General features: G+C 56.5%; 10 protein-coding genes. 4 read left to right on the top strand and 6 right to left on the bottom strand.

Going from position 1 to position 14725, the window contains the following annotated elements; translation table 11 throughout:
* Nucleotides 1-262 (top strand): cation transporting ATPase C-terminal domain-containing protein (locus VMN77_06915; GenBank protein HTN43513.1); only part of this gene is annotated, 262 nt, incomplete at its 5' end.
* Nucleotides 263-1802: 1540 nt separating this feature from the next.
* Here VMN77_06915 and VMN77_06910 read toward each other — a convergent pair.
* The 6 genes from VMN77_06910 to VMN77_06885 form a co-directional block, all read right to left on the bottom strand.
* On the bottom strand, nucleotides 1803-3245 hold the full coding sequence (locus VMN77_06910) for a hypothetical protein (GenBank protein ID HTN43512.1): 1443 nt from the start codon (nucleotides 3243-3245) through the stop codon (nucleotides 1803-1805).
* 150 nt (nucleotides 3246-3395) lie between these two features.
* The gene (locus tag VMN77_06905) at nucleotides 3396-4412 is read right to left on the bottom strand and encodes a hydrolase (GenBank protein ID HTN43511.1); all 1017 of its coding nucleotides are present in this window, start codon (nucleotides 4410-4412) and stop codon (nucleotides 3396-3398) included.
* A 144-nt stretch (nucleotides 4413-4556) separates the two neighbouring features.
* Complete coding sequence (gene hpnE / locus VMN77_06900) at nucleotides 4557-5888, bottom strand: hydroxysqualene dehydroxylase HpnE (protein HTN43510.1); 1332 nt, start codon at nucleotides 5886-5888, stop codon at nucleotides 4557-4559.
* Nucleotides 5885-6733, bottom strand: coding sequence for a presqualene diphosphate synthase HpnD (gene hpnD, locus VMN77_06895; protein ID HTN43509.1), 849 nt, complete (start codon nucleotides 6731-6733; stop codon nucleotides 5885-5887). The genes hpnE and hpnD overlap by 4 nt, the downstream gene beginning before the upstream one ends.
* Before the next feature lie 3 nt (nucleotides 6734-6736).
* A complete protein-coding gene (gene hpnC, locus VMN77_06890; protein HTN43508.1) occupies nucleotides 6737-7648 on the bottom strand; it encodes a squalene synthase HpnC in 912 nt (303 codons plus the stop codon).
* A gap of 310 nt (nucleotides 7649-7958) precedes the next feature.
* Nucleotides 7959-8873: a patatin-like phospholipase family protein gene (locus VMN77_06885; protein HTN43507.1), complete on the bottom strand. Its 915-nt coding sequence runs from the start codon at nucleotides 8871-8873 to the stop codon at nucleotides 7959-7961.
* 368 nt (nucleotides 8874-9241) lie between these two features.
* Here VMN77_06885 and hemE point away from each other — a divergent pair, with 368 nt between their 5' ends.
* The 3 genes from hemE to VMN77_06870 all read left to right on the top strand — a co-directional run.
* A complete protein-coding gene (gene hemE, locus VMN77_06880; GenBank protein ID HTN43506.1) occupies nucleotides 9242-10273 on the top strand; it encodes a uroporphyrinogen decarboxylase in 1032 nt (343 codons plus the stop codon).
* Between the two features lie 199 nt (nucleotides 10274-10472).
* Nucleotides 10473-10808, top strand: a complete 336-nt coding sequence (locus VMN77_06875) for a hypothetical protein (protein HTN43505.1) — start codon at nucleotides 10473-10475, stop codon at nucleotides 10806-10808.
* 58 nt (nucleotides 10809-10866) lie between these two features.
* Nucleotides 10867-14725, top strand: a 3859-nt coding sequence (locus tag VMN77_06870; GenBank protein ID HTN43504.1) for a multicopper oxidase domain-containing protein, incomplete at its 3' end; no start/stop codon positions are given.

The following is a 14725-nucleotide window of genomic DNA, read 5'->3' as shown; positions in this document are numbered from 1 at the left end:
TCCCTCGAACCCTTATCTGTGGCTCTCCCTCGGCGGGACCCTGCTTCTGCAAGGTGTCGCGTTGTTCGTTCCAGGCCTACGAAGACTGCTCGGGCTTACTCCCATTTCGCTCCTTGACGGGGCCGTGATCGGCGCCAGCGCGGTTTTGCCGCTCCTGATCAATGAGGCGACCAAAGGGTCGGTTCCCAGGGCCTCCGATGCACCCGAGGAAAAGACCCTGGGCTCAATTGCAACCTCACCGTCCCTCCCTCTCCCCGGTTAAAACTCCTCGAAACGGACCCGCGGGACTTTTCTCGATCTAAAAGCCTGACCAAACAATCCTGGAGCATCTGCCTTCTAATAATTTCAAGCCATCTATCCCATCCTACTCTATCCCATTAAATCCAATTCTAACCAAGAGTTATAAAAAAACGCTAATTGGGTAGAATAGGATGGGGTAGGCCTGAGAGTGGCGGGCTTGAGCACAAAATGAGCACAATTTTTTTCTCGTGGCTTTCACCTACCAATGCTTAAGAGCCAAATGCCTTGAAATTATTAGTTTCTGGAAGAAGGAGCGTACTACGATCGCGGTCACCCGTCGGAGCGAGCGAAGCGAGCCCCGGTCCGGTGGACTAAGAAGTCATACCGCGGGGCGACCTCCCGTTGGAATCGGTGGCCATGGGGGCGACTCTTCCGACCTATAGAGCTGCAACCATGCAGACGTTCCCCAATGATGCAAAAAAATGCTTTTAAGGTGCTGTGGTGAAAGCTGGAGTCGGTCGCGGTGTTTCGAGATGAACTCGAAGATAAATGAATCCGGTCCACACCGATATCCCCGATCGTCAGGCAGCCCGCAGGACATCACAAGTATTTCATTCGGAGGCGTGTCCTTGGCACGCACTCGTGACTCCAACACATGGATCGCCTGGCTCAGTCGAATATTGGCTTGGTGCGCTCCGGATACGAAAATCTCGTTAGGGAGACCGTCACGATAGACTTGAACGTGTACAGGGCCGGATTGTCCGTAGAACCCGCGGTCATTTGGCCAAGGGTCTGGCAGCCCTTTTGTGAGGTCTACTCCATCGCCGACGCAGCCTTGGTCTTTTTCCAATAAGACGCAGATATTGTCGAGTAAGATTTTTGTATCGCCTGGAAGCGGCTCGCCGGGCAAGACAGATATGACGACCAATCGACCAACCAGATGCGTGTAGCGCGAAGCAACGGTTCTGAGCCGTTCACGAAGATCGCGGCCCAGTTTGCGAGCCTGCGCGAATTCGCGTCGGACGTCGAAAACAGTCAACTCAGTTAGCTCGACCGATTGGGCTCGTCCGTTAACTCTGATGAAACGGTCGGGCGGGTCTCCGCCCGGCCTGATTTCGATAGGATGCCCGCCGTCGACCGTAAGAGATATAGCTAATGCAAACGACAAGATCTGAAGATCTTCTCGACGATCTTTGTTTAGTGGGCCTGCGAGGGCCGGTACATCGAGAGGCTTAGGGGGGATGACGTACAGAGGGTCATCCTCGCGATCAGGTTCTGTGCCGTGAATGCCTATATCCACGCAGGGTCCGACATTTTCGGCCTCGAGTTCATGCCACCAATTCAGTCGGTATGACTATAAAATTAAGTTGATCTAGCGATCCGGGTTCGTAAATCATTTCTTATTGATTCCAGTTCAGTGAAAAACTGGTTGCTATGCTGTTCCAAAAACATATCCCAGAGCGAGCAAAAATTCCTCTGAAAACAATGCGCGTTTTCAACGCTGAATCTGTGATTCAAAAACAACCGTATTTGGTTTTACTGCTCCGGTGACTTATCTCAGGTCAATCTAATTTTCCTACAGATAAGGTTTTAATTTCAATTTGTGAGACAGGAATCGCGGTGTGCCTGAGTTGAGCTTGCATTGCTTTGACCTGTGTTTCTCGTTCTTTTATTTTAAGGTCACGTTGGATAAAACCTGATTTTGAATTATTTAAATCACTGTTTAAAGAGTTCCAGGTCATGAAAACCATATCCACGTCCGATGGTTTTAGGTGCTCTGTGTCACCGAATAATAGATATCTTTCCAATGAAAACTTAGAGGCGGACATCAATTCAACATTTGCATCCCCATCAACGAATGTGTTTCCGTTGACCAGTACAACAGACTTTAGCTGTCCGGTGTTGTTGATCAATATGGCTGCACCATCCTGATGTCTGTCTTTGACATTTCCTGTTCGCCCAACTAAGAGAAAATCACCATGATATCCTTTAATCATTGAGATTACTTCGCCGTCATCAGCCCCTCGATAAGACCGGAACCAAATTAAACCACCATCTTGAGATACCCTGGCCGCAAAAATTTCCTTTTTGCTCCTGCCATCTTTGTTGTTACCAACCAAAAGGTAGCTGCCATCTTCATCTTCTAACAAAGAAAGAGGCACTTGCTCATGTTCCAGTTGGTAAACTTTTGACCACAGGGGAGCTCCATTAGAGTTTAACTTCAACACAAAAGTATCACCGTCGGCAACGTCTGGTTTTGTGTAACCCGTTATAACCAAGTTTCCCTTACTCTCTTCTACTATGCCATAGCCGACATCATTATAACCAAGATCGTAATAGTTTGCCCAAATTTGATCGCCCGAATTGGACAACTTTATAACCACGACATCCCAATTAAGTGCCGTACTTGTACTATTTTTAGCACCACCTACGAGTACATAGTTCCCATCATGCATTTGTATCACATCGAATACAAACTCTGCCCCTATGTCAATTGTAACAGCCCACTGTGGGATTCCAGATCCATCAATTTTAAGAAGGAAAGGACGTTCTGGCCTGCTCGGGCTGATTACCTTAAGTCCAGTAAAGAATAGGCTCTGACTACTTCCTAATAATAAATAACCGCCATCCGAAGTGGCTATAGCTGTGCGCAGCACGTCCTTATTAGTTCCACCATAGGTCCTCGCCCAAAGTAACTGATGGTCAGGTGATATAATCGCCGCGAAATAATCTGTTGTTTCACCAAAGCTCTTAAAACTATGTCCAAACAGGGCACACGATCCGTCCTCCTTACATATGATCTTATTTCCGAAATCCAATGCTTTCCCTCCAATCAAGTAAAGCCCTGACAAACTCGGATTTCCTATTTTACCTGGTTCAAGGGCCAATATATTTATATTGTTACTTATCGTGGGCGTTGCGCACCCCGCTAAAATTAACCCAATAAGTATATTTAAAGTTGCCCTAGCCGGAGTTCGGATGCTCATTGTGAGATGGCTGATCATTTATATTTGTTTTTGAACTTCGGTAAGATTACGCCGATAATTTAAGAAAATCAATGAACGGTTGCATAGAATTTTGGTGAGGATTTTGAAACAAGAGGGCAGTGGTGAACGCCAGCGCTGGTATTTAGGGAAAGTTCCTTGATCCGCTGATCAGAGCCAGGAATCCAGATAATCCATCACTCGGCGGTCGACCCAGTAGGTGGCCGCTCCCGGCCAACGTCCCTCGACAAACCCGACATGGCCGCCGTAAGGCGTGAATTCGGCCGTCAGCCAGCGCGACCGGGCCGCCGCGTCGTGAGGAAGACAGGAAGCGGGAAGAAACGGATCGTCGTACGCGCTGAGCAATAAGGTGGGCTTTCGGATTTCTTCGAGCCACGGCGTGGCGCTCGCACGCGTCCAGTAATCCTGGGCGCTCGAAAATCCGTGGAGCGGCGCCGTCACACAGCCGTCGAACTCGGCGAAGCTTTGGCTTCGAACCACCGCCCTGGGATCCAGCAGGTTGGGATATCTTTGCAGTTTCATGAGCGCCTTCTGCTTGAGCGTTCGAAGAAAGACCTGTCCGTAGATCCGGTGGATGCCGTGGTCGACTCGATAAGCCGCGGCCGCCAGGTCGAACGGGGTGGAGACTGCAACCGCCGCCCGCAGTGATTCCGGGGCCTTCTCCCTTTGTTCTCCCAGCCACTTTAAAAGAACGTTTCCCCCCAGCGAATAACCGACCACTGCGATCGGACGGCCGGGCCGACGCGCGGTCAACGACGAGACCACCTCGTTCAGGTCCCCGGTTTCTCCGGAGTGATAAAACCGGGGAAGACGGTTCAGCTCGCCGCTGCAGGACCTGAAATTCATCGCGACGCCGTCCCAACCCCGCCGGGCCGCCTCGCGAAGCAATCCGGGGACGTACGGCGATCGCGACGACCCTTCCAGTCCATGCAGGACGATTACCAAGGGACGCCCGCCGGACCGGTCCCCAGAATCGAGCCAGTCCAGATCGACAAAGTCGCCGTCGGAGGTATCAAACCGTTCGCGACGGTACGACGGCAGAGGGGCGCCGTCGAACAGTTTTCGCCAGACCGTCTGACGGTGCGATCCGCGAAGCCACCACGCGGGACGGAATTCGGAAACCTTCTTAGGATGAACCGTTTTATTTTTTGAGGTTTGAGTCGTCATTTTACGGGATTATGCACAATGAAGAACTATTTTACACGAAGACGAGCCTAAATGGAATGCGGCAGCGATTTTTCCCTTGACCCAACGTTCGCAAGGGGGATTGCTTGGTATTATTCTTTCCGATGAGGGATTGCGCGTGGGGTTCTATCCGGACCGGAGGATTAATTCGGCGCAGCGGTGACCGCTGGTCACGGCGCCTTCGATCGTGGCCGGGAGTCCGGTGCGGGTCCAGTCGCCGGCCAGGAAGAAATTCTCGTAGGCCGTTTTCTGATCCGGCCGCCATCGCTCGGCCTCGGGCGTGCAGGAGTAGGTCGCCATGCGCTCCTTGATCAGACGGGAATGGATCAGCTTGGCCTCCCGAACTTCCGGGAAAAAGCGGGCCAATTCCTTATGGGCCAGCGCGATCAATTCGTCCCGCGGCCGGTCGATCAGATCGTAAGCCCCGCTCGTGATGCAGGCCAGCGCCCCGGCCCGTGTTTCGTCTTTGTTCCAAAGGCGAGACTTGTCGAAGACCCATTGAATCGGCGAGTCGATCAGGCCGATGAACTCTTCGTCCATCACCGGCCGGTCAAACCAGAGATGAATCGAGACCATCGGCGAGTCTCCCAAATGGCCGAGCGCCTCGAAGGGCCCGCCGCTGTCCATGAGCTCCGGCGACAACAATTTTCGCAAGGCATGATGCGGCACGGCGCTGACGGCGTAATCGGCCGTCATGGCCCCGCCGTTGCGCAGCACGAGGGCCTCGAATCTTCGGTTCGAGAAAGCGAGGCGGTCGGCCGGGGCGTTCAGATAAACTTCCCCGCCGCGGGCCTCGATGAAACCGCGGGCCTGCTCGGTGTACAGGTCGCCCAGCCCGACCGTGATGATCCCGAAGGAGGAATCCCGGAGCGATCCGAGAAAGGTCTGCCGCAGAACGCGGAGAAACAGGTTCGCCGAAGCCCGCTGGGGGAGTTCGTTCAGGGCCGAGATCGAAAGGGGGTACCACCAGCGCTGACGGAGCGATTCCGGCTGATGAAGACGGTCCAGCCATTCTTTGAGCGTCATCGCATCCGGAAGCGACCGTTTCAGGACGATCGAGGCCCCGGCCCGAAGCAGGTGCAGGCGGTCTCTTACCGAAAGGCCACGGCAGCCGGCCACGCCGGTCAACAAATGAAACGGCGGGGGCAGAGAAGATCCGGTTAGGACCATCCGGCCGCCGCCGGGTTCGGCCAGGACCATCCGGAAGCGGTCCTGATAGCGGACGAGGTTCTCCGTGCCGATGGATTTTAAAAATTTCTGCGTCTCATGAAACGCGCCCAGCAGCGCGTGCTGGCCGTTGTCGATCAGCTCGCCGGTCGCCCCGTCCTCGATCGAGTAGGCCCGGCCGCCCAGAATCCGCCGTTGCTCGATCACGGCGACCTTCGCACCCCGATCTGCGAGGGCCACGCCGGCCGACAGACCGGCAAATCCACCGCCGATGATCAGAACCGTTTTCATGTTGGGATCGGGTGACCGATTCCGGTCCGGATCATCAGCGCGGTTTTGACGGCCAGGGCGAGTTTGCGGGGTTTGGAGAGGCGGACGCGGTGTTCAAAGACGTTGTAACGGACGGTTTGGATCCTTCGGAGAAGGGCCGAGTAGATGGCGGCCATGATCTCGGGGGCGATGAGCTGCCGTCGGTGTTCGGGCTTGAGCAGATCGGCCGCCCTGCGGAAGTAGTCGCCGGCACGTTCGGCCTCAAACCGCATGAGCTCCACGAAGGGTTCGTTGTAGGCCGATTTCATCAGCTCGGCCTCGGTGTAGCCGAAGCGGCGAAGATCGTCCTGGGGGAGATAGATCCGTCCCCGTTGCGCGTCATCCTTGACGTCCCGGAGGATATTCGTGATCTGAAACGCGATGCCCAGCGCGACGGCGTAATCCCGCTCGTCCGGGCAGCCGAAAATCTCGATGCAGATCAATCCGACCGTGCCCGCGACTCGGTAACAGTACTGGGAGAGATGGACGAAATTGGCGTAGCGCGAGGTCGTGAGATCCATCTCGACCCCCTGAATCAGCTCTTCAAAATGGGTCCGGGTCAGGCGAAATTCTTTCACGGTTTTCTGCAGGGGCAGGATGATCGGATGGGTTCCCCGGCCGTCGTAACATCGGCTCAATTCCGCCCGCCAGAATTCCAAACGGCGTTTTTTTTCCTCCGGGTTCAGCGCGCTGTCGGAAACGTCGTCCAAGGCCCGGCAAAAGGCGTAGACGCGCTCGATCGCCTCCCGTTGGGGTCCGGGCAGGAACAGAAACGACGGCGCGAAATTGCTTTCCCGATGCCTGCTCTGAGCCGCTTGGACCGACATTCTCTATGAATTCCCGTGCGGGGCGTACCGAGCGATCGCCGCTTTTGTCAGCACGGCGATCTTGTCTTTCAATCCGATGGCGGGACGGCGGTCAAAGACGTTGTAATCCACGCGCTCGATCCCCTCCAGGATGGCCATTCCTCCGTTCCATATGAGATGAAGTTCGAAACGGAGATCGCGGCCGACGCGGTCGCAAAGGGGGCGCCCCCGATGAAACAGCTCCCGCGTTCGCGCGATTTCGTGCCGCATCAGATTTCGGAAGCCCTCGTTGCACCGGTGCGCGCTCAAGTCTTCCTCGCGATACCCGAATTTCGCCATGTCCTCCAGCGGAAGATAGACCCGGTCTTTTTCGTCGATGGCCACATCCTGCCAGAAGTTGGTCAGTTGGAGCGCCGTGCAGATCGAGTCCGAAAGCGCGTGAAGCTCCGGGTCGCGGCAGCCGAAAAGCAGCAGGACCAAGCGGCCAACCGGATTGGCGGAGTAGCGGCAGTACCTCAGGAGATCCTCAAACCGGGTGTGGCGCTTCGTGGTTACGTCCATATTGAAGGCCGTCAGGAGGTCCTGAAACAGGGCTACGGGCAGATCAAACCGCTCCATCGTCTCTTTGAGCGCGATGAAGACGGGATGCTGCGGTTTTCGCCAGACACACTGGAGCAGTTGATTTTCCCAGTTCTCCAGAAAGGCCAGACGGAGGGTGTCGACCATCCCGGGCTCGTCCGCGAAATCGTCCGCGATGCGCGCGAAGGCGTAAACGCTGTGAACATAGGGCCGGAGTCTTTTGGGAAGGAAACGGGAGCCGACCGGAAAATTCTCGTAATGGCTCGTGGCCAGGCGCTCGCAATAATCAAAGGCCTCTTCCAGGGTCCAAGAACGCTCTTCGAGCTGATGGGGGGGCGGAGGAGAAGGTCGTGTCATGAGTATGATTTAACACACACGCGGCCTGGAGTCAATTACAGGGGCTCACGTCGCCGCTATTATCTGCGGGGGCTCGCGCGGGCTCCGCTCCTCCGATGCCCCCACGCCCCGCGCTCGGACGGGCAAAGCCCGATCCTTGCATTCACCGGCTAGGCGGAATGAAGCAGCTCGATTGAGCCCGCCGAAGTCCTCCCGCTCTCGCTCGCCTTGCTCGCTGGGTAGATCCTACGGGGAACGCGAGCGAGACAACGGCACTTTCAGACGAGGTAAATGATGCCTTGGCCCAGAGGGCGGAGAAGGGTGGAATGGGCTACGCTTTTATGGCCAGCGGATTATCGGGGGCGTTGACGGAGAGGAACTTCACCGTGTCTTCGTATCCCAGCTCAATCGCCCGATTCAGCTTGTAACTGTTGGAGAATTCCAGTGTTCCAAGTTCGAGACTTTTCGAGGGTTGGAGGAGCACCATCTCGACCGGATGAAGCTCGCCCCGGGGGTACAGGCTGTTGATCCGGTTCAGGTGTTGCGCGTCGTCGAGGAGGATGGCATATTGGCTGGCCTCCAGGAGCGTGATAGTGAGCGCAAGGTTGTTGCGGATTTTTTTATTGGCGAAATCCTCCCTTCGGCTGTTGATCACCGCGTAGATTTTCGTGGCGCCGTTTTCGATCGCCGCCTTGAAAGGGACGTTGTCCGTGACGCCGCCGTCCACCAAGACGTGGTCGCCCACACGGACCGGCGGAAAGATCACCGGGATGCTCGCGGAGGCCAGAAGGCAAAGATCGAGGTGAGGACTGTCATTGTAGAATCGCAGGACCTTCCCGGTCACCAAGTCGAAGGCGCTGACGATCAGTTTTTTTGAGCTTTTCTGGATCCTTTCGAAATCCACGCTCTCGCGGATCAGGTCCAGGAGCGGTTTAGAGGAGAAAAAGGGATAGGTGAAATTACTGAAGAAAGAAGCGATAAAGGACATTTTCCACATTCGCGAGTAGACTTTTTCGGTGGTGAGGTGCTTCCAGATCTCAAGAAGTTTTTTCTCTTCGCCTGCGACCACCATGGCCGCGCTGAGGGCGCCCGAACTCGTCCCGCAGACGATGTCCGGGTGGATTCCCCGTTCGCACAGGGCGTTCACAACCCCGACCGAATAGGCCCCCTTGGAGCCTCCGCCGGATAGAACCAGCGCGACTTTTGGTTTTCCGTTGCCTGAGAAAGAGGGGTTGGAAGGGTTCATTTTTAACAAAGGCTCCGGATTGTTTGTCATCAATATAATTTTACCATCGAAGGGTGGCCTGTCAAGATGAACAATATATATGGAATAGGGTCGGTGCCGTCTTGGTGGAGCATTAACGATCCTGGATCGTCGCTGGTATATAAAATCCCGGATTGCATCAGTTTCGTTGGCAACCGAGGCTAATATATTGTAGTTTTCCACGTTCGTATCCTACTGATATCTAATTAATTTTTCATCCATCGTGGCCCTGAATCCGGATTGACACCCTACTTCCCGGCTGGTACAATGATTTAAATTTTTCTCGCCCGGCCTTAAAACACCGCTTTCGGGTGGTCGGGTCGGGAAAATAACCAAAAATGGAATTAACGATGAGCCGTAGCGATCGTTTTCTTCTTGCCTGCCAAAGAAAGCCCGTCGATCGAACTCCGGTCTGGTTCATGCGCCAGGCCGGACGGTACATGAAGGAATATCGGGAGATCCGGAAAACCCATTCCATCCTCACGATCTGTAAAACCCCCGATCTGGCCGCCCGGGTGACCCTTCAGCCGATCGAGCTCTTCAACCTGGACGCGGCGATCATCTTCGCCGACATTCTTCTTCCTCTGGAGCCGATGGGGATTCAGTTGGAGTTCGCCAAGGGCGAGGGGCCGGTGATCCATAATCCGGTGCGCACCGCGGCGGGGGTCGAAGCGCTCCAGCCCTTCGAGCCGGAGGAGAAGACGCCGTTCGTGATGGAGGCGATCCGAATCGTCCGGCGGGAACTCGACGGTAAGGTTCCCCTGATCGGGTTCTGCGGGGCGCCATTCACGCTGGCCAGCTACATCATCGAGGGCGGCCACTCCGATCACTACCTTCGAACCAAGCGGATGATGCTGCACGAACCGGAGCTCTGGAAAAAGTTGATGACGAAACTCGCCGAGGCGATGGCCGATTACCTTGGGGCTCAAGTCCGGGCCGGGGCGCAGGCAGTCCAGGTTTTTGATTCCTGGGTGGGCTGTCTCAGCCCGGAGGACTACCGCGAACATGTTCTGCCCTATACCCGTCGGATGATCGCCGCCCTGAAGAAAGAAGGGGTTCCCGTGATCCATTTCGGAACGGGGACCTCCGGATTTCTGGAATCGATGCGGGACGCCGGCGGGGATGTCATAGGCGTGGATTGGCGAATCAACCTGGATGAGGCCTGGAGGCGCTTGGGGCCGGGGGTCGCGATCCAGGGGAACCTTGATCCCGTCGCCCTTTTCGGTCCGTTGAAGGAAATCGAACGACGCGTTCAGGACATCCTCCGCCGCGCGGGAGGCCGGCCCGGTCATATTTTCAATTTAGGTCATGGAATCCTGCCCGAGACCCCGGTCGAAAATGTTGAGGCCGTGGTGGAGATCGTCCATCGTTTCACTAACTAATTGCCGCTCGTCCTCCGAAACACCGCCCGCCGGACAAGCATCGGCAGACTGTAATCATAAATAATTCCGACCCCCCCCTCCCCCAAAAGAGCTATATCCGAATAACCCTTTTTCCCGTCAAAAATAGACCATCCGCGGAATAGACAAGGCCTTTGATCCTGGAGTAACGTGTGAATCATTAATCTCCGCAGAGGGCCTTGTGCAAAAGCGGCGGCTTCTTTTGATCACGACGCAATCGTTGTTTGGAACCGGAATAATCAGCCTGCTGGATGCGCAGAAGGACCACTTGGTAATCGAAAAAGTGCCGGATGTGAAAACGGCGCACCAAATCTGTGGAACCTTCAAGCCGGAAGTGGTCGTGGATTTCAGAGAGACAAGCAGTCCGGAGGATCAATGCCTTTTGCAGGAATTGGTTTCCCGTTATCACACACGGGTCGTCCATTGCACCCTGGAGGCCAATCAACTCACGATCTACGACAAGACGCGGATAATAAACGCCACGGTGGAAGATCTCATGTCCGCCGTGATGAAATAATGATGAAGGAAATCGACGAAGTGAACAAACCCAATCACGGGGATAAAGGAGGTCAGTCATGAAGATATCGTACTTCGGATGTTTTAGGAAAGCGGCAGCGCTCATTGCCGTGTGTTTCCTGACATCGTTTGCCGGGGGCGCCGTTTCGCTCCCGCCCGCGAATGCGGAAGAGGGACACTCGCATACGGAGGTGGCGTCGGCCGATTCGCAGCCCTCTCCCGACTGGAAGGCGAAATTCAAGGAGCAGATTTCCCGGGAAGATACGGCCGAGGGCCATGCGGGCCACGAGGACCAGGTGAATGCGGCCATGGAAAAACTTATGGACGAGATCGCCAAAGGGTCCGGTGAACACGCGGGCCATGCCGGAAACCCGGGACCCTTTAACGACATGAGCATGGCGCAGCAGATGGACCGGAGTTATTTCCTGGGTCCGGCGCCGGCGGGGGAAAGTGTTACGACCGGCGGGCGCTGCCCGGCCGGCGTCCCGACAAAGGAGTACGATGTCTCGGCCATCAATGTGGAGATAACGCTGAATCAATGGCTGGACTATCACCCCGGGTATATGTATGTCCTGAGCGAGAATATTCAGAAGGTTCGGGATGAAGAGAAGGCCAACCGGGAGGCCCGCAAAGCAACGGGATATAGTACCGGCGCCGTCTCGACCGGCCTTCAGACCGACATGATCCAGCCGCTGAACATCCGCGGAAACCAGGGGGACTGCGTGATCATCACCCTCCGGAACCAGCTGGATGGAGAGGACGTCGGTCTGCATATCCATGGTTCCAGCACGATCGTCAAGGCCACCGGTCAGCCGGCGACCTCGGCCAATCCCGATTCGACCGTCAAACCGGGTAAAAGCCAGGTTTTTGAATGGTACATCCGGCCGGATGAGCAAGAGGGTGCCCATGCCATGCACAGCCACATCGGCCGGGAACAGGCGAGCCTCGGAATGATCGGCTCCTTCATCGTCGAGCCGATGGGTTCCACCTATTTGGACGCCATCACCGGGAAGGAGACCAAGAGCGGTTGGGAGGTCATGATCGCCAATCCCAACATGCCGGATTTCCGGGAATTCGTGATTTTCTATCATGAAATCGGGGATGAGTCCTTTCGGCCCTTGAACCGAGCGGGCGAAATGATCCCACAGAGGGATCCAAACACTGACGCCTATCGTCCCTCCGCGCGCGCGCTCAATTATCGCAGCGAGCCGTTCGGGATCAACAACCTGGCGCTTCAGGAAAAATACTTCCATTTTGAAGATGAGTCCATGGCCTACAGCGCCTACACCTTCGGCGATGTTCCCACGCCGCTTCCCCGCTCCTACATGGGGGACCCGGCCAAGTTCCGCCTGGTCCACGGCGGGGGCGAGGTATTCCATTCCCACCATCCGCATGGCGGGTCGATCCGGTGGCTCCGTCAGCCGAAGGCGGACGGGAAGGCGGATTTCCTCATGACCGCGGCCGGAAACGGTCCGGTGAAATATCCCGAGGTCCGGACCACCTCCGACCGCGTGGATGTCGAGGTGATCGGGCCCACCGAGGCCTTGGATCTTCAAACCGAATGCGGTTCCGGTCTTTGCCAGCAGTTGGCGGGGGACTTCCTGTTCCACTGCCACGTGGCGCATCACTATGTCGCGGGGATGTGGTCATACTGGCGGGTGTACAACACGCTGCAGACCGGGAAATATCCCTCCGAAAGCACGGACATTATGCCGGCGCTTCAGGAGCTCCCGGACCGGAAAGGCCGGATGAAGCCGGCCGTAACCTCCGACAAGCTCGTCGATAAAACGATGGATTGGTACGACAAGAAATGGAACATCACCGCCGACAAAACGGACTTCTCCAAGGAAATTCCGGATGTGTCGATTAAGGACTGGGTCAAGATGATGCTTCCGCCGGCCGGCCAGCCGGGAAACGTCGCGGATGAAAAGGGCCAGATCGAGGCCTATGACGCAACGGTATGGGACTGGTCCTGGGACGGGAACAAGGCGATGGGTGAACCGGAGGTGACCGGTGCCTTCCCATGGCCCAAGTACAGCTCCCCGATGCCGGGGAAACGGCCGGCGATCCTGTTTGAGGAGAAGACGGGAAAATTGGCCTGGCCGCATTTCAAGCCGCATTTGGGGAAACGGGTTCCGTTCGCACGCCATCATGGTCCGGCCCCGTGGCTGGAACCGATTCATATGGACAAGAATACCGGGGCCTTGCCCACCGATCCGGGAAGCGTCGGCGCGCCCAAAATGGAGACGACCCTTCCGGCCCGACCGGGAGAACAGGGACGCTGGAGTCTCTGCCCCGAGAACGCGGGGAGAAAGCAGTACACGATCCACTTTATCGAGACGCCGATCACCATGAACGACGCGATCGGCAAAGAGAAGGCCGTGGTGGATCCACACGGCACGATCTACGTCCTCCAGGAAGAGGAGGCGGCGGTCCGGGCGAACAGCAATCTGGCGCGGCCCTTGGTTTACCGTGCCAACGTCTATGACTGCGTGGACGTGATCTTGAAAAGCGAATGGCTGGACAACGACACGACGAATTTCCAGATGTCGAAGATCAACATCCATCCGCACTTCATTCAATTCGACAACCAGTCTTCCGACGGCGTGATCACCGGCTTCTCCTACGAGCAGTCGGTCCGCCCGTTCACCGAGATGAAGAAAGAGAAACAGGCGGGATTGCCGGTGCCGATGAACGCCGTCCTGGCCGAGGATGTCAAGGCCGGGGCGACCGCCGTCAAGATCAAGATGCCGGACGGGGCGACGAAGTTCCATGTCGGAACCGATATCATGATCGGAATGCAGCAGGTGAATGCCTCCGAGGTCCGGTGGATCAGGGAAATTCAGCAAGATATGCTGATGTTCGCCGAACCGCTGAAGCATGCCCATAAGAAGGGGGAGATCGCCTCGGTGGAGTTTGTTCGATACCGCTACTGGGTGGATTCCGACCTGGGCACGGTATTCTGGCACGACCATGCCCTGGGCGGCACCACCTGGCCGCATGGAGCGGTGGGCGGCCTGATCGTCGAGCCCTTCGGTTCGACCTATCACGATCCGAAGACCGGCAAGGAAATCCGGAGCGGTCCGATCGCCGATATCCATACCACCGAGCCCGTCGGCTACGGGGTGAACGGCAGCTTCCGGGAGATGGTTCAGTATCTTCATGACACGGTGCCCTATACCGCGCAGGTCGTGACGGCGGGGAATCCGCCGGGTCAGACGGTCAAGGCCGCCATCGACGCGGGGCAGGCGCTCTTCTTTCAGATGCCTTACGACCTGGATCTGGTCGCGGTCCCGATGCTCAACGGCGGGACGCACACCACCGGCGGTGGATTTTTCTTCCGGGCCGAGTCGATTGCCAAACGATTGAAGTTCAAACCGGAGCCGTCGATGGTCTTTTCCACCCGGGTCTATGGAAAAGATCCGGGGACGCCGCTTCTGCGGGCCTACGTGGGAGACCCCATTGTCTTCCGGTTGTTGCATGTCATGATGAATGAAAGTCACACGTGGCACATCGCCGGCCATGCCTTCCGGACGGAGCGTTACGCGGAACATTCCGATTTCAGGAATGCCTATCATGTAGGAATCGCCGAGCGCTACGACCTGGTCACCAGGGCCGGCGGGCCCCAACAGATGGCCGGGGATTATCTGCACTTTGACGGCCGGGCCTCTCATCTTTCGGAGGGGAGCTGGGGCATCCTTCGCGTGCTGGATAAAGAGGTTCCGGATTTGAAAAAGCTTCCGGGGCACGATGAAGTCCCGGCCTCGGCGAAGTCGCTCTGCCCGGCGGATGCGCCGGTCAAGACCTTCAACGTGATCGCGGCGGACCGGGCCTTGAAGTACAACCCGAACGCCCCGGACACGATCGACGTGGATTTCGACCGCAAGCTCCAGGTCGCCAACCCGACGGGCAAGATCT

This window comes from Nitrospiria bacterium (genome assembly GCA_035498035.1).
GTDB lineage: Bacteria > Nitrospirota > Nitrospiria > JACQBZ01 > JACQBZ01 > JACQBZ01.
This window is presented reverse-complemented; position numbering and strand designations above follow the sequence as displayed.

Excerpts from the sequence above, each read along its gene's own strand:
- VMN77_06910 (HTN43512.1), bottom strand. The coding sequence starts at position 3,245 with ATGATCAGCCATCTCACAATGAGCATCCGAACTCCGGCTAGGGCAACT.
- VMN77_06905 (HTN43511.1), bottom strand. The coding sequence starts at position 4,412 with ATGACGACTCAAACCTCAAAAAATAAAACGGTTCATCCTAAGAAGGTT.
- hpnE (HTN43510.1), bottom strand. The coding sequence starts at position 5,888 with ATGAAAACGGTTCTGATCATCGGCGGTGGATTTGCCGGTCTGTCGGCC.
- hpnD (HTN43509.1), bottom strand. The coding sequence starts at position 6,733 with ATGTCGGTCCAAGCGGCTCAGAGCAGGCATCGGGAAAGCAATTTCGCG.
- hpnC (HTN43508.1), bottom strand. The coding sequence starts at position 7,648 with ATGACACGACCTTCTCCTCCGCCCCCCCATCAGCTCGAAGAGCGTTCT.
- VMN77_06885 (HTN43507.1), bottom strand. The coding sequence starts at position 8,873 with ATGAACCCTTCCAACCCCTCTTTCTCAGGCAACGGAAAACCAAAAGTC.
- hemE (HTN43506.1), top strand. The coding sequence starts at position 9,242 with ATGAGCCGTAGCGATCGTTTTCTTCTTGCCTGCCAAAGAAAGCCCGTC.